The following is a 16,522-nucleotide window of genomic DNA, read 5'->3' as shown; positions in this document are numbered from 1 at the left end:
AATATTACTAACAAAAACGGTCAAAAAAATATAAAAAAAGGGCAATATGCAGTGAAATTTATGACTAAACTAACGAATCTAGGCTTAATATTACATTTTGATACAATTTTTTAGTTCAACTGTTATTTTTCCTTTTTTTTTATATTTACACACCAAAAGACACGATATTATCGAGATATAAATCCAACATAAGTGTGTTAATTGAAATATTAAACCAACATAAAAAAGATAATAAGATGTCAAACATCACATTTATACTTTAACCAACCTTTTACACCAAAAATAACCTTGCATCTTCAAAAGCTTCTGAGGGAGGAGTACAGTAAGACAATAAAGCCGGCCCCCCTACCAATGCAATCCCGTTAGGGTAATGAGAGAACAATGAATAATCTAACTAAATCCAGCAAGCTCGATAATGTCTGCTATGACATCCGTGGGCCCGTATTAAAAGAAGCAAAACGCTTAGAAGAGGAAGGTAATAAAGTCCTCAAGCTGAACATTGGTAACCCGGCACCGTTTGGCTTTGAAGCACCTGATGAAATTCTTGTGGATGTCTTACGCAATTTACCAAGTTCCCAAGGCTATTGTGACTCCAAAGGGCTCTATTCTGCTCGTAAAGCCATCGTCCAACATTACCAAGCTCGTGGTATTCACGAAATGACAGTAGAAGATGTTTACATCGGCAACGGTGTATCTGAACTTATTGTCCAAGCGATGCAAGCACTGCTTAATAATGGCGATGAAATGTTAGTCCCAGCCCCTGACTACCCACTTTGGACTGCAGCGGTTTCGCTTTCTGGCGGGAAAGCGGTGCACTATATGTGTGATGAGCAACAAGGCTGGATGCCAGATATTGAGGACATTCGTAGCAAAATCACTCCAAGAACTCGTGGTATTGTGGTCATTAATCCCAATAACCCAACAGGTGCTGTATATAGCAAAGATTTGCTATTAGAGATTGTTGAACTGGCTCGTCAACACAATCTAATTATCTATGCTGATGAAATTTATGATAAAATTCTTTATGATGATGCAGTTCATCACTCTATTGCGGCATTAGCACCTGACTTATTAACAATTACATTCAATGGGCTATCAAAAACCTATCGTGTTGCAGGTTTCCGACAAGGTTGGATGGTACTTAATGGCCCGAAAAAACATGCAAAAAGCTATATTGAAGGCTTAGAAATGCTAGCCTCAATGCGTTTGTGTGCCAACGTCCCTATGCAGCACGCTATCCAAACCGCATTAGGTGGTTACCAAAGTATTAGTGAATTTATTCAACCCGGTGGGCGTTTATATGAGCAGCGTAACCGTGCGTGGGAACTCATTAACCAAATTCCAGGTGTATCTTGTGTGAAGCCACAAGGCGCACTGTATATGTTCCCCAAAATTGATATTAAGCGTTTTAATATCCATGATGACCAAAAAATGATCCTTGACTTGCTGTTGCAAGAAAAAGTGTTATTAGTCCAAGGTACAGCATTTAACTGGCCAGAACCCGATCATTTTAGGATCGTGACCTTACCTTATGCTGACGATCTTGAAATGGCAATTAATAAATTTGGCCGCTTCCTTGAAGGCTATCGTCAATAACATCTTATTTAGATTATCTATTATTAATAAAGCCTCCAAATTCGGAGGCTTTATTAATTCAAAGTGTAATCATCATTAAATGAATGTGTTATTTTGATTATCAAATAATGGAAATTATATATATCGCAACCAGGAAAAAGCCTAAAAGTATGAAAGGAAAGTATTTCATAATATTCCTTGAAGATTTACTTAGTGAATCTCCATTATAAATATTAATATAGGTAAATCAAATTAAAATAAACACAACTAAATAGTTTATCTAAGATATCTCACAGATTGACCATCAAACATAGAATAGCGTTTTACACGTCTTAATTTTTCGGAGCAACTTACTGACTCAGAAAAAGAAATATACGCCGTTTTCGTATCACCATTAACGCCTATAACTGCAACACCTTTGTCCGAAGCAGTAATGGAACATGAGAAATAGCCATCAGTCTCATAAACCTCATCATCAATAGTGATTACAATCACTTTCCACATATTTTTAAATGGAAACAAGTTGGTTTAATAATAAAAGTGAAAAACATTTTCTTTTTTTACCATGGCTTATATTATTAACAGACCCTCCGTTTTTTCTATATTATCTGCACTGTGCATCACTATAATCGACTTAATTTTGTCACCCCAATAGTTTTCTATAGAAACAAAACCTTTTTGCACGCGTTCGTTATTAGCCATATTAACCCCTTTATTATCTAATATCACCTTCATCAAAATTAGATAATAAGTCATCGATTTTTTAATTAAACATTATTTTTCAACAGAGCTAATTATCGTTATTTTGATTTACTTTAAATAATAACTTGGCATAAATACATATCCCTCCGAGCCTATACGCGTTATAATTTACCCATTGTATACCACTGTTTATGAGGACTTATGAGCTACTTTTTTGCACACCTTGCTAGAATGAAACTAATTCACCGTTGGCCACTCATGCGTAATGTCCGAACGGAAAATGTCTCCGAACACAGCTTACAAGTTGCGATGGTTGCTCATGCACTTGCCATCATTAAGAATAAAAAATTTGGGGGTAATGTTGATGCATCTCGTATTGCTTTACTTGCCATGTACCACGATGCCAGTGAAGTTATTACTGGAGATTTGCCTACGCCTATCAAATACCATAATCAACAAATTGCCTATGAATACAAAAAAATAGAAAAATTTGCCCAACAAAAGCTGTTGGATATGCTACCTGATGAGCTTCAAGATGACTTCAGGGAGTTAATTATTGAAGACTTACAATCTGAAGAAGAACATTTTATTGTTAAGCAAGCAGATTCCCTGTGTGCTTATTTAAAATGTTTGGAAGAGTTGTCTGCGGGAAATAGCGAATTTAAATTGGCCAAAAAGCGCCTTGAAAAAATGCTAGCAGAAAGAAAAAGCCCTGAAATGGATTATTTTATGGAAAAATTTGTTCCAGGTTTTACGCTTTCGTTAGATGAAATTAGCAATTAATATATAAGTAGTATGTTATATCTACTTATATATCTGTTAATTTACCAATCTAAAAACTGTAGGCTAGATCTAACTTCACCTTATAAAATAGCTTAACCAACTTTGTTTAACTTTACACTACAACCTATCATTGTAGAGAATGCAACATACAATGTTTTTGCATCCCCATTAACGCCTAATATTACAAACTCAGAATCATCAATGGAGATAGTACAACGTAAAGGCTCTTTAGTTTCATAAACCGCCCCACTCTTAGTTACAAGTTTTATTGACCAAAAATCATATGAATCTATTGTAGCTCGCTCAAATAATATGGTAAATATTCTTTTCAGTTCAGTCCTATCTGGAATGTCATAAATTGTCTTTGAGGTATTTAATTTTTTGGTTACATCAAAATAACCAGAAACAAAGTGAGTTAATTCAACACTTGATAACTCTTCCCCCCAATAGTTTTCAAAATCACAGTAACCGTAAGTAAAACGCTCATCTCCCCACGATTCATTTTGACTCATTTCATTATCCTATAATTGATATGTAGTGAGTTGAAGAGAATATCAGTAGAGAATTCACTTTTAAAAGATATTAAATATTATAAATTTATTATTTTTAATATCAAAAGGGCTCTATTATATTTAGAGCCCTTTATTGAAGTTATTTTTATATTGACTTAAAACGGAAATAGTATTGGAATAACCGCAATACTGATAAACATCACAATAATCGTAAACGGTACACCAATTTTTAAGAAGTCAGAAAACTTATATCCCCCAGGGCCAAGCACTAAGGTATTAACGGGTGATGAAACGGGAGTCATAAATGCAGCAGATGCTGCGATACCAATTACCATTGCAAATGGTAAAGGGGATACCTCCATTTGCCGTGCAGCAGCAATCGCAATAGGGGCCATAAGGACTGCCGTGGCAGTATTAGAGATAAACAACCCAATAGTGGCACACAGAATAAATAAACACAGTAGCATCACATGTGGGCCTAACCCCCCTGCGACCTTCATTAGGCCATCAACCGCAAGGGCAATACCGCCCGTTTCTTGCAAAGCAATAGCAAACGGCATCATACCGACGATTAAAATAATACTTGGCCAGTGAATAGATTTGTACGCGCTTTCCATGTCAATACAGCGGAATTTACCCATCAGTAAGCAAGCTATCAAAGCTGCAATAAAATTTGGGATCTCATTGGTTACCATCATGGCAACCATCAGTGCGAGACAAAACAAGGCATGTGGTGCTTGTGACGCAGCTGGCGCAACGGCTTCAACCTCAGCAGCCAAATTTAGCACAATAAAATTACGTGGTTTTGTCGATAAGATACGAATGAGTTTCCAATCACCGATCACCAACAAAATATCACCAAGGCGTAGAGGCTCATCCACTAACTTGCCATCTAATGCCTTACCATCACGGCGAATACCCACCACGTTCAAACCGTATCGTGTACGAAACTTAATGTCCCGTAAACTTTTTCCCAGTAACTCAGAGTCTGGGTTCATAGAAACTTCCGCCATCCCCACATCACGGGACTGGTCAGAGAAATAGTCTCCACGTAAAATCATTGGCTCAAGCAATTGTTCACTGCAAAATAGGCGTAAATCGTCATCACTTACAGAAATATCGACCAATAAAACATCTCGTTCACGTAGCTCTGTTCCGCCCGTTGCGCTGACCATCACACGGCGAAATTTCCGCCAGCGCTCAATCCCCACCACGTTAGCTTCATAACGTGAACGTAAATGGAGTTCATCAAGGGTATGGCCAATCAACGGTGAACCTTTACGGATAGCTAAGCGGCGTGCACGGCCTGTCAGCTTATAATCACGAATTAAATCACGGAAGGTACGGCGGTAGCGTTCAGGAAGTTTATCAGGCTCATTACTGCCCAACCAGCGACGTGTTAACCACATATAGGCAATACCTGCCAGCAAAATAAGAATACCAATAGGGGTAATTGAGAAAAATTGAAAGCCTTTGATGCCTTCGCGTACTAACTCACTATTTACGACCATGTTAGGTGGCGTTGCGACTAGGGTCATCATGCCACTGATTAGCCCTGCAAAGCCTAGTGGCATCATTAATCTACCTGGCGATGTTTTCATTCGCGCAGCAACACTCAACACGACAGGAATAAAAATGGCAACAACACCTGTCGAGCTCATAAAGGCACCGAGCCCAGCGACTGTCAGCATCAAAAACACTAACATTTTGCTCTCGCTACTTCCTGCAACGCGAACAAGCCAATCCCCCATTTGATATGCGATCCCTGTACGAACGAGACCATCACCAATAACGAACAATGCCGCTATCAATAACACGTTCGGATCAGCAAAGCCTGATGTCGCTTGTTCTAATGTTAAGGTGTCGCTGAGCACAAACGCAACAATCACCAGTAATGCCACCACATCCATGCGGATTTTATTCGTGGTAAAAAGAACGACCGCTATCAGTAGGAGGGTTAATACCCACAGCAATTCTCCGTTCAAAATATCCCCTTTCGACGAAAAAAAACATTGCTAAAGATTTTCTTTAGTTAACCACGTTTTACGGAGAATTTCTTTGATTAGATCACGATTAAGGTAACTTTGACACTAAAAGTTCATAATCCCCATTAATGTCTGGTCCCATAACAGAAATTTGCTCTAACGAACTGACAATTACATCAATTTCATCACGACGCGGTAAGCTTTCTGGAGCATGGACTGCGACCACTTGGCAACCTGCACTAAGTGCGGAATGAATGCCTGCTTGGGCATCTTCGAAGGCAATGCAGGATTTTTCAGGCAATGAAAGTGCTTTAGCCCCTAACATAAACGGTTCTGGATCAGGCTTACCTTTGGACACTTTTTCAAATGTTACCCAATGTTTTGGCTCAGGCAGTCCCGCCGCTTGTTGGCGGCCATGAGCAATTGGCACTGTCCCCGATGTGACAATTGCCCACGGAGCTCCAATTTCATTTAAACGTGACAGCAAGGCAATCGCACCAGGTAGGGCCACAACGCCCTCCACATCTTCACTTTCCATTTTTTCTAACCAGCGAAAATACCCCATAATTTCTTCATCACTCGCCTCGGGTAAAAAGTGACGCAAACTAGTTAACGCGGGTTTTCCATGGATAAAATTAATGACTTCGGCCGAGTCTACACCAATTCGTTCGCCAAACTTACACCAACAGCGCTCAACCACTGCCAAGGAATCTGCCAATGTGCCATCTAAATCAAATAGAAACCCTTTTGCCTTTAATTTCACGTCTACCCCTTTATTTGCTATTCACATAATAATTGAATCGATTCTGGCCCATTAGTTAACGCTAAATGGGCACATACACGCAACCTCAATATTAAAAATAATTAAGAATTGATATTAAGGCTTAGATTTGAATGCGTATGAGAAGTAAAAATCATGAGAAAAGAATGAAATTTGGCGCTCTAAATTATCCGCGTTGTCGCTAAGCGATAAAGTGAAGTATGACGAGATTGCTCTAAGGAGTTTGTGCTGTAGCTAGGCGGCAAGCGCGCTAATCCCTAGGAGCATACATGAGTATGTGACTAGGGTTCGTGTGTGAAGTCAACACCGCTACAGCGCAAAATACGACGAGCAAATATGCTCTAAATTATTCGCGTTGTCGCTAGGCGACCAGAGAGGATATCTCGGGGAGCATACAAAAGTATGTGACCCGAGTAGCCGAACGCAGTCAACACCGCGACAGCGCGAAGAATGACGAGCATTAGGCGTTTAAGATCTGGGAAATCTCCACCGCTGATAGATGATACTGCCTTGGACACGCATGCCAAATCGACAACATCCGCACATATTTCTCCCACATTGGCGTTTGTGAGTTGAACCCATGAGTTCCGCTATCAAAATGGGTATAACGCCCTTCTGTGTTCACCATAAAACGCACATAGCTTAAATAGCGTGCTTCTGTTGCTGCATCAAAACCTAAAAATTGGACTCGGCGACCATCAATATCTTGTTTTTCAGGCAAATTACTGTAGGAAACTTGCAGTGCATGGTACATCTCCATAATTTCAATCACTGTGCGACACGTTTCTTCGCTTAAATGACCGAAATCTCTGTCTAGCTCACGCATCTGTAACCCAAAACCGCGTTCAATAATCGTTTGCAGGCGGCGATAACGTTCCGCGTTATCTGGGTCTAACATTGTCATCATTTTGTATTGATTTGATAAAATCAGGCGTTGGGCATTCGTCATTTCCATCACAGCTCTCCTACAGAAAAGTATGGCTTATCTTCGCACTCAACCCACATCTAAGACAGTGAAAACATCGCTTTTATTGATCTAAACACGCTTTTTGTATTACTTATTGTTAAATCTAGCTTTTAACAATAACTGTACAGCCATTTTTTGCTAAACATCTTCCATAAAAGAGCGATCTAATTGGTTAAATGCACGCTTAAGAAGGTCAGCCAACGCCATATAATCAGGCTGTTGTTCAACAGGTGCCATTGCTATTCCAGCCGCCGTAAATTTATCACGGATCTCATAAAACCAGCTCAGCAAGCCAGATGGCAATGGTGTAGACGCACGTTTCCCTAACCACCACAACCCTTGCATTGGTAAACTGCAAGCAAATAATGCGGTTGCGATGGCGGGGCCAAGCTGCCCACCTAAAGCGATTTGCCAGGCGAGCGTGAAAATAGCAATGGGTGGCATAAAGCGAATACCAAAACGTACCGCTTTATTAATTCTGATTTCAGGGAAGATAGGTGACAGTTTTTTTTCCATAGGAAAAATTTTCAGATAGCGATTGCCTAATCTGAAACGTTTAAAAAAACCTGGAGGTGTATTTTGCAATGTACTCATGAATCGTTTCCTATGCACTTCTAAAACTGACTAGCTGCCGTTAAGCTTACGCCATTGTGAACAAGAACGCACACTTAAGTTAAACAAATTATTTTATTCAATTTACCTTAAGATAAGCGACTTTCATTAAAATCAGCTATTCTAATAAATACCTAACTTCGTGCTATAACTACACTTTATACGACACTTATGATTTTAATCAATCAAACGACCTATTTTTAAAAAAAACGTATAAAATATAAAATATTTTTAGTAGAATCTGCCACATTTAGAATTGCTGTTGAATTTGTTACTTTATCGCTTTATCCATCTTTTTAATAAAAAGATAGACAACAGTTATATATTGGGGTTTTGGTCGTTATTTCAACACCAGATGCGAAGTTTTCTTTTATATTGCACTTTGCACAAAAGAGTAACGATAGCTTTATAAAACCCTTGAAGATTACCAAGATCTTTAACTTTTTCGCCTTTAACATGATATCAATCATGATGTTTCAGGTCATAAATACGCTAGGCTCTAACACGCCATATTTTTATATCTGAGTCTTTTTCATGTTTTTTAAAGGCTTCACAACAACAATTAACGATAGGTATTTCCATGTCAAGTAAGCTGGTACTGGTTCTAAACTGCGGTAGCTCCTCACTGAAATTCGCCATCATCGATCCAACTAACGGTGACGAGTTTTTATCCGGTTTAGCTGAGTGTTTCAATCTCCCTGAAGCCCGTATTAAATGGAAAATGGATGGTGCTAAAAAGGAAGCTCCTTTAGGTGCTGGTGCGGCGCATAGCGAAGCATTGAATTTCATTGTTAACACCATTCTTGCTGAAAAACCTGAGTTGTCAGCGCAAATTACATCGATCGGTCACCGTATTGTTCACGGCGGCGAGAAATTCACCTCTTCTGTTTTAATCACTGACGACGTGATTGAAGGTATTGAAGCGGCAATCCCATTTGCTCCACTGCATAACCCTGCTCACCTAATTGGTATTGAAGAGGCAAGAAAATCATTCCCTCATCTGATCAACAAAAACGTGGCTGTATTTGACACCGCGTTCCATCAGACAATGCCACAAGAAGCCTATCTGTATGCCCTGCCATACGAATTGTATTCTGAACATAGCATCCGCCGTTACGGCGCACACGGCACAAGCCATTTCTATGTTTCTCGTGAAGCGGCGAAAAAACTCAACAAACCTGTTGAAGAATTAAACGTTATCACTTGCCATTTAGGCAACGGCGGTTCTGTCACTGCGATTGTTAACGGTCAATGTGTTGATACCTCTATGGGCTTAACCCCATTAGAAGGCTTAGTCATGGGAACACGTAGTGGTGATATCGACCCTGCCATCATTTTCCATTTACATGACGCTTTAGGCATGAGTGTTGATCAAATCAACAAAATGCTGACTAAAGAATCTGGCTTATTAGGCTTAACTGGTGTAACAAGCGATTGTCGCTATGTTGAAGACAACTATGGCACAAAAGAAGATGCAACCCGTGCAATGGACGTTTTCTGCCACCGTTTAGCGAAATACGTTGGTGCATACAGTGCACTGATGGAAGGCCGTCTTGATGCTATCATCTTCACAGGTGGTATTGGTGAAAACTCCGCACAAGTTCGTGAAATTACCCTGAAGAAACTGGCTATCCTTGGTTTCGAATATGACCACGAACGTAACTTAGCGGCACGCTTCGGCAAAGAAGGTTTAATCACTACCGATAACAGCCGTCCAGCGCTGGTTATCGCAACCAATGAAGAGTTGGTTATCGCTCAAGATACTGCGCGTTTAACCGCATAAGAAACTTCTACCGCCAGCAAATGCTGGCGGTATCGTTTTGTCATTAGAGTAACCGAAATAAAGAGGTTCCCGTGTCACGTACAATTATGTTAATACCTACCGGCACCAGCGTTGGCTTAACAAGCGTTAGCCTAGGTGTCGTTCGCTCAATGGAACAAAAAGGTGTTCAATTAAGCGTTTTCAAACCTATCGCACAGCCCCGCATCTCTGGCAATAAAGACCAAACTACTGAAGTTCTGCGCTCCCATTCAAGTATTACGACCATTGTTGAACCACTGACCATGGAATACGTTGAATCACTGCTGACATCCTCTAAAAAAGACGTATTAATGGAAGAGATCGTGGCTCGTTACCATGATCACACTAAAAATGCGGAAGTGATTTTAATTGAAGGCTTAGTGCCAACGCGTAAACACTCTTTTGCTCAGTCATTAAACTATGAGATAGCCAAAACGTTAGGCGCTGAAATTGTTTTTGTTACTGCGACGGGCAACAGCTCAATCACTCAAATGCAAGAGCGTTTAGAGCTGGTTCGTAACGAATTTGGTGGTCAACGTAATAAAAATATTATCGGTGTTATCATTAATAAAGTGAATGCACCCGTTGATGAACAAGGCCGCACTCGCCCTGATCTATCTGAAATCTTTGATGATTCAACCAAAGCAACCGTTGCAAATCTCGATCCTAAGCAACTTTCTGCGCTAAATCTGCCTGTGCTCGCGTCTATTCCATGGAACTTCGATTTAATCGCCACGCGTGCAATCGACATGGCAAAACACTTAGGTGCGGAGATTGTTAACGAAGGTGAAATCAAAACTCGCCGCGTTAAATCTGTCACATTTTGTGCGCGTAGCATCCCGCACATGCTTGAGCACTTCCGTCCAGGCTCACTGTTAGTGACCTCTGCTGACCGCCCTGATGTACTGGTTTCAGCATCTTTAGCGGCAATGAACGGTGTTGAAATTGGTGCAGTTCTGTTAACGGGTGGCTACAACATCGATGCCCCTATTCGTCAACTGTGCGAACAAGCATTCGAAACGGGCTTACCTGTCTTCATGGTGAAAAGCAACACATGGCAGACCTCCCTAAACCTACAAAGCTTCAGCTTAGAAGTACCTGCGGATGACCATGAACGTATCGAAAAAATTCAAAACTACGTGGCTCGCCATATTAGTAGCGACTGGATTGAATCTTTAGTAGCTGACTCTGAACGTCCAAACCGTTTGTCACCACCAGCGTTCCGCTACCAATTAACCGAATTAGCACGCAAAGCGGGCAAACGTATCGTTCTGCCTGAAGGTGATGAACCTCGTACGGTTAAAGCAGCGTCTATCTGTGCTGAACGCGGTATCGCAACGTGTGTTCTGTTAGGCAACCCTGACGATATCCGCCGTGTTGCTGCTGCACAGGGTATTGAATTAGGTACGGGTATTGAAATCGTTGACCCAGTTAAGGTTCGTGAAGAATACGTTGCACGCCTTGTTGAGCTGCGTAAGAGCAAAGGCATGACCGAAGTTGTTGCTCGTGAACAACTTGAAGATAACGTGGTTCTCGGTACATTGATGCTCGAAAAAGGCGAAGTAGATGGCTTAGTTTCAGGTGCAGTGCATACCACCGCCAATACTATCCGTCCACCACTTCAGTTGATCAAAACTGCGCCAGGTAGCTCACTGGTTTCATCGGTGTTCTTTATGTTGTTACCTGAGCAAGTCTTTGTTTATGGTGACTGTGCAATCAACCCAGATCCAACCGCTGAGCAATTATCTGAAATCGCTATCCAATCTGCGGATTCTGCAAAAGCGTTTGGTATCGACCCGCGTGTTGCAATGATCTCTTACTCAACAGGTGATTCAGGCGCAGGTAGTGATGTTGAAAAAGTGCGTGAAGCAACCCGTTTAGCGCAAGAAAAACGCCCTGACCTGATGATTGATGGTCCATTGCAGTATGATGCAGCGGTAATGGCTGATGTGGCGAAATCGAAAGCGCCTAACTCCCCTGTTGCAGGTAAAGCAACGGTGTTTATCTTCCCTGATCTGAACACGGGTAACACCACCTATAAAGCGGTACAACGTTCGGCTGACCTCGTATCAATCGGCCCAATGCTGCAAGGTATGCGTAAACCAGTCAATGACTTGTCTCGTGGTGCGTTAGTTGATGATATCGTTTATACCGTTGCGTTAACCGCTATCCAAGCAGTACAAAACGAAAACGCATAGTTAATCAATTATTGCGATGAATGCCAGCCAGTGTCACTGACTGGCATTTTTTATTATATTAATAAACTAACAATAATCTCTCTTAGCCAATTCAACGCGTTATCTGCATCACTTCGTTCATGCCAAATCATTTGAAAATCAAGAGGCGAAATAGCAATCGGCGGCTCAAATATCACACAGTGTTCATCTATTTTCTGTGAAAAAATCTTTTGAGCGATAGTTAAGATGAGATCTGTACCTACAATAAGTTGTGGAGCAACTTGCCAATAAGGTACTGTTATAGCGACACGCCTGTGCTGATTTAAGCGTTTTAATTGTAAATCCACCTCGTTTGTATCAAACGGTTTCATACTCACTGCAACATGCGGATAAGATAACCATTCGTTCAGCTCCATCGTTCCATTTGGGCAAATTGATTTATCTGCCACACTCACCATTTTATCTTGGAAAACCGACTGTGCACGTAGTGTATTATCTAGCGCATTAAACACGCCAAATGCTAAATCTAAACTCCCTTCTAGCAACTTGTTTTGCATTTCTTCTCGGCTACAATGCCAAATTTTCAAATCCACATCAGGTGCATGCAATCGCAGATAATGCGTAAGCGGTTGTGCAATTATTGCCGCACCATAATCTGACAGCGCAATATTAAACCGTCGATGGCACAAAGCAGGCTGAAAGTCTTGCTGAGTAATCAAGTAGTCCAACTGTTCCAATGCCTGTGCTAATGGCCCATATAATGATTCCGCTTTACTGGTTAATTGATACTGCCCCTGCCGGCGCACCAAAAGTGGGTCTTGAAATAATTCACGAAGCTGATTCAAAGTATGACTAACTGCGGGCTGGCTTTTATATAAAGCCTCCGCAGCACGGCTAACATGACGTTCTCGCAATAGTACCAATAAGGTAACTAATTGATTCACATCTAATCTTCTTAAGTTATTCATCTGGCGAATATCACCTTATAAAAATGTTCATTTCCTAATCAGTTCCCCGCTCATTAAGCTTATCTTAAATCAATCATATTCCCCTGTTAACTTTGAGGTTTATATGTCTACACTTTCATTATCTGGAATTATTTTAGCTTTGGCTGCTCTATTTGCAGGGGTTGTCGTCCCGATTCAAGCTGCAAGTAACGCCGTATTAGCCCGCCATTTGGGGCATCCGCTTTGGGCGAGTGCCATTTCACTGATTATCAGTATTATCGTTCTTATTCCACTATTATTTGTTTTTAAAGTGCCAAAACCCAATTTTAGCGTTGAACTATTCAGCCAACCTATTTGGATCTGGTTTGGTGGGATAGCCGGTATGATTTACCTCACTTCGGCATTGATTTTAGTTCCTAAGATTGGCAGTACGACCTTCTTTGTTATGGTAATTGCAGGGCAATTAATCATTTCGGCTTTGATAGAGCACTTCGGCTGGTTTGGTATGCCACAAAATCCAATACCGTTCGGTAAAATATTCGGCATAGGTTTGGTCATTGCTGGCGTATTGTGTGTTCAGCTGTCTCGTAAATAATTGGCATAAAAATACCCGCATAAAGCGGGTATTTATTTTAGGTTGGTGTCGTAATATTACTTTTTATGGGTAAATAACGACACCACCACCGCAACAATAATATTCAGAATAAATGCAGCAATACCGATATTCATAAAGCTCAAACTTTCCCCTAACCAAGGGAACAATTGTGCTAACGAAATTTTCTCGATATAGGTTACCGCGAGAAATAATACCCCCGCTGAAATCCCACAGATAGCTCCCGCTGGCGTCATTGGGTTTTGCTGTTTAAAACTCATCAATAACGCAGGGAAAAATTGCGCCACAATATTTACACCGAGCAGCATAATTGCCACTAACGTGTCATTGCTATGAAAAATAAAGTACAAACTTACTAATGCCACTAATGGCACCATATAGCGCGCATAGACACCAGACTGACGCTTTTCTTCACTTGCACCCACCGCTTTTTGTACCACGCCCGCCAACATATTGGAGGTCGTTAGTAGTAGCATCGAACCTGGCACTAAGGCAGTTAACATCCCTGCTGCACCGATAAAACCAACAACAACAGGTGAAAACGTCTCTTTCGATATTTCAAATAGTGATAAATCCACTGCTGAACCTTCAAGGTGTGGAATTTGCAATATCGCCGCATAACCAACAAAAAAGGCAAAAAGCATAATTAAGCTATACGCTGGAATTAAAATACTATTTCGCTTAAGTGATTTTTCATCCTTAGCGGTAAATACCGCCGCCATATAGTGAGGCCAGCAAAAATAGGCCACGACAGATAGGAATATTGTGGAAATATACCAAGGAATATTCAGCCCTGTTTTTGGGAAGGTTAAGAAGCTCGGCATGGCGGTATCAATGGCTTTAAACATATCACCAAAGCTGCCGTAATAATGCAACGGAATATAAATCCCAATAAACACCACAACAATTAAGATCATTAAATCTTTTAGTGCGGATGTCCAAGCTGACCCATGTATACCTGAAATCATCACAAACAGCGTAACAGCAATAATACCAATCCAAATCGCCATATCTGCAGGGATCGCACCATAAGACGCTTGTGAAACAATAATACCAAGACCTTTCAATTGGAGCACAAATAATGGCACCATTGCCGCAATAGAAATTAGACTAATTAACAACCCAAGCCCTTGGCTATTATATTTCTTGGTAAATAATTCAGAGATAGTTCTAACATCGTTATCTTTTGCAAAGCGCCAGACCCGCGGATGCACCCAATATAAAAATATCCCCATAAACGCATTTACAGCCAAGGTGTAGAGGATTGCGGGGCCTTTACCATATGCCCAACCACTTCCCCCCAGAAACGTAAAGGTGGTGTAGATTTCCCCTGCACTCAGTAAGAAAACGAGCAGTGCCCCGTAGCTTCGCCCCCCCACAGACCATCCTTCATGATCCATGGTTTTTCCCTTTTTCGCTCTAATCGCCAAATAAATGCTGAAAAGGAAAAATACCGTAATAATAATTAATGCGGAACTCATGACGTTTCCTTAAGATTTTTATTGTCTAACACATTAATTAATAACATGATAAGTGCTGTCACGATCACCCATGCCACAATCCAAAACATCAAAAAAGGTAACCCCATTACAAAGGGCTCAACCTCATTGGCATAATAAATTCCAACGGTTAATGCCAATACAGGGAAAATAACGAGGTAGTGATACCATCTCATAAAGAATCCTTATTTTTATTATTCGAAAGAAATCAATTCACGAGGTAAATAACTTAACATTTCAACACCCTCTTCTGTAATCAGTAACATGTCTTCAATCATAATTCCACCAACACCAATACCGTAGTAAGGTGTTTCCAAACTCATGACCATCCCCGCGCGGAATACTTCGGTGGTTGCAGCACTGACAAAAGGCGCTTCTTCTAAACCAACAAACACGCCATCACCATGCCCTAAATGGCCACGATTATAGTGCGGTAAACCTGATGAGCGAATTAATGCCATGGTTTCGTTAAATACGTCACTCAACGCAACTCCTGGCGCAATACGGCTCAACATATATTGATGGCCTTTTAATATCGTTTGGTAAATCGCTCTCACCTTTTCATTGGGTTTACCTACCACAAAGGTACGTGCAATATCTGCACCGTATCCAGCAACATCCACACCACAATCAAACTTAATTAAGTCCCCTTCTTTTGCAGGCACATTGTCTGGCAACATTTTAGGTGAAAAATCACTTCCTACTGAAATTAAGTGAAAACGACTGTAATTGGTTTCAGGAAAGGACATTACTTTCGCTTTAAAAGCCGCGGTTAGTTCCGCGGATGTGCAGCCAACACGAATGAGCTGGCTAGCTGCTTCAATGCCTGCCTCAGTAATTTGGGCTGATTTTCGCAGATGGTTAATCTCCCACTCACTTTTGATCATGCGTAATTCATTAAAAAGCGGTGAGGAATCAACTAAGTTTAGTTCTGGAATGACTTTGTCTAACCAGTTTTTACCCGTGTAGGTAATTTGGTTAAGCTCAATCGCAACAGGTTTGCCATACACCCCCGCCTCAGATAAAGCGTCTTTTAATAAATTAAAAATGGTTTCGATTGGGCTATTGATCGGCCTTGCTTTCACCACTTTGCCATTATCAGGGTTATAAGGGTCGTCAACATCCACCCAAATTGGAAAGGTTTTAATTTGCGCATTTGGCATTTGTAAGCTTAAGTTCGCGGCTTCAAACTCATTCATGATCACCAGTGATTTTACCGTGGGATCACGGAAGATCACGGCAATGGCAGAACCTGTCTGCCTAAAAGTATACATAAAGAAGCTTGCAAACCCTGTTAAATGATAAAAATTATCACCAACTGTGGCAATTAGCGCTTCAATGCCATCACGCTCCATAATTTCACGGGCTTTATTTGTTACGTTTTCAAGGTGTTGTTGCTTTAAAAGTGACTCGGTTTTTTGAATTGTCATTGTTGTTTTCTCAATCCGTCGTTCTGATCGCTAAATAAATTCACAATATGACGAGCGAAATAATAAGTTCGCTTATTATATCGAGAGTTGAAATGAATACATCGTGTAAGGTGTAAGTTGGATATAACTAATAGTTAT

15 protein-coding genes are annotated in these 16,522 nt (G+C 40.8%); 5 read left to right on the top strand and 10 right to left on the bottom strand.

Going from position 1 to position 16,522, the window contains the following annotated elements; genetic code table 11:
* Positions 1-381: 381 nt before the first annotated feature.
* Positions 382-1,596, top strand: a complete 1,215-nt coding sequence (locus AABS66_RS03995) for a pyridoxal phosphate-dependent aminotransferase (protein ID WP_206082353.1) — start codon at positions 382-384, stop codon at positions 1,594-1,596.
* A 549-nt stretch (positions 1,597-2,145) separates the two neighbouring features.
* On the opposite strand, the gene AABS66_RS03990 is transcribed toward AABS66_RS03995, so the two are convergent.
* On the bottom strand, positions 2,146-2,277 hold the full coding sequence (locus AABS66_RS03990; RefSeq protein ID WP_430224600.1) for a hypothetical protein: 132 nt from the start codon (positions 2,275-2,277) through the stop codon (positions 2,146-2,148).
* Between the two features lie 201 nt (positions 2,278-2,478).
* Between AABS66_RS03990 and yfbR the strand changes: the two genes are divergently transcribed.
* The gene (gene yfbR / locus AABS66_RS03985) at positions 2,479-3,060 is read left to right on the top strand and encodes a 5'-deoxynucleotidase (protein ID WP_206082354.1); all 582 of its coding nucleotides are present in this window, start codon (positions 2,479-2,481) and stop codon (positions 3,058-3,060) included.
* A 92-nt stretch (positions 3,061-3,152) separates the two neighbouring features.
* Here yfbR and AABS66_RS03980 read toward each other — a convergent pair whose 3' ends face one another.
* The 5 genes from AABS66_RS03980 to yfbV form a co-directional block, all read right to left on the bottom strand.
* On the bottom strand, positions 3,153-3,572 hold the full coding sequence (locus AABS66_RS03980; RefSeq protein WP_272539645.1) for a hypothetical protein: 420 nt from the start codon (positions 3,570-3,572) through the stop codon (positions 3,153-3,155).
* A 155-nt stretch (positions 3,573-3,727) separates the two neighbouring features.
* A complete protein-coding gene (locus AABS66_RS03975; RefSeq protein WP_206082356.1) occupies positions 3,728-5,557 on the bottom strand; it encodes an SLC13 family permease in 1,830 nt (609 codons plus the stop codon).
* 88 nt (positions 5,558-5,645) lie between these two features.
* Entirely contained in the window at positions 5,646-6,320 is a 675-nt protein-coding gene (locus tag AABS66_RS03970) for a sugar phosphatase (RefSeq protein WP_272574092.1), read from the bottom strand.
* 478 nt (positions 6,321-6,798) lie between these two features.
* Positions 6,799-7,293 carry a YfbU family protein gene (locus tag AABS66_RS03965; RefSeq protein WP_206082358.1) on the bottom strand — a complete coding sequence of 165 codons (495 nt, stop codon included), beginning with the start codon at positions 7,291-7,293 and terminating at the stop codon, positions 6,799-6,801.
* A gap of 150 nt (positions 7,294-7,443) precedes the next feature.
* Positions 7,444-7,899, bottom strand: a complete 456-nt coding sequence (gene yfbV / locus AABS66_RS03960; protein WP_206082359.1) for a terminus macrodomain insulation protein YfbV — start codon at positions 7,897-7,899, stop codon at positions 7,444-7,446.
* Positions 7,900-8,497: 598 nt separating this feature from the next.
* On the opposite strand from yfbV, the gene ackA reads away from it, so the two are divergent.
* Together ackA and pta are read left to right on the top strand one after the other, a co-directional pair.
* Entirely contained in the window at positions 8,498-9,700 is a 1,203-nt protein-coding gene (gene ackA / locus AABS66_RS03955) for an acetate kinase (protein WP_206082360.1), read from the top strand.
* Between the two features lie 71 nt (positions 9,701-9,771).
* Positions 9,772-11,916, top strand: a complete 2,145-nt coding sequence (gene pta / locus AABS66_RS03950) for a phosphate acetyltransferase (RefSeq protein WP_206082361.1) — start codon at positions 9,772-9,774, stop codon at positions 11,914-11,916.
* 53 nt (positions 11,917-11,969) lie between these two features.
* Here pta and AABS66_RS03945 read toward each other — a convergent pair whose 3' ends face one another.
* Positions 11,970-12,863, bottom strand: coding sequence for a LysR family transcriptional regulator (locus AABS66_RS03945; RefSeq protein WP_349422346.1), 894 nt, complete (start codon positions 12,861-12,863; stop codon positions 11,970-11,972).
* A gap of 103 nt (positions 12,864-12,966) precedes the next feature.
* Between AABS66_RS03945 and AABS66_RS03940 the strand changes: the two genes are divergently transcribed.
* Positions 12,967-13,437 carry a DMT family transporter gene (locus AABS66_RS03940; protein ID WP_206082363.1) on the top strand — a complete coding sequence of 157 codons (471 nt, stop codon included), beginning with the start codon at positions 12,967-12,969 and terminating at the stop codon, positions 13,435-13,437.
* A 56-nt stretch (positions 13,438-13,493) separates the two neighbouring features.
* Here AABS66_RS03940 and AABS66_RS03935 read toward each other — a convergent pair whose 3' ends face one another.
* From AABS66_RS03935 to AABS66_RS03925, 3 genes are read right to left on the bottom strand one after another with little or no spacing between them, the layout of a single operon-like run.
* The gene (locus AABS66_RS03935; RefSeq protein ID WP_349414927.1) at positions 13,494-14,936 is read right to left on the bottom strand and encodes a sodium:solute symporter family protein; all 1,443 of its coding nucleotides are present in this window, start codon (positions 14,934-14,936) and stop codon (positions 13,494-13,496) included.
* Positions 14,933-15,130, bottom strand: coding sequence for a DUF3311 domain-containing protein (locus AABS66_RS03930; protein ID WP_206082365.1), 198 nt, complete (start codon positions 15,128-15,130; stop codon positions 14,933-14,935). Before AABS66_RS03930 ends, AABS66_RS03935 begins: the two co-directional genes overlap by 4 nt.
* An 18-nt stretch (positions 15,131-15,148) precedes the next feature.
* A complete protein-coding gene (locus AABS66_RS03925) occupies positions 15,149-16,384 on the bottom strand; it encodes a M24 family metallopeptidase (RefSeq protein WP_272539649.1) in 1,236 nt (411 codons plus the stop codon).
* Positions 16,385-16,522: the final 138 nt, after the last annotated feature.

It is taken from the genome of Providencia sp. SP181, assembly GCF_050446505.1.
Classification (GTDB): Bacteria; Pseudomonadota; Gammaproteobacteria; order Enterobacterales; family Enterobacteriaceae; genus Providencia; species Providencia vermicola.
Note: the sequence above shows the minus strand (reverse complement) of the source record. Positions and strands in the feature narration are given on the sequence as shown.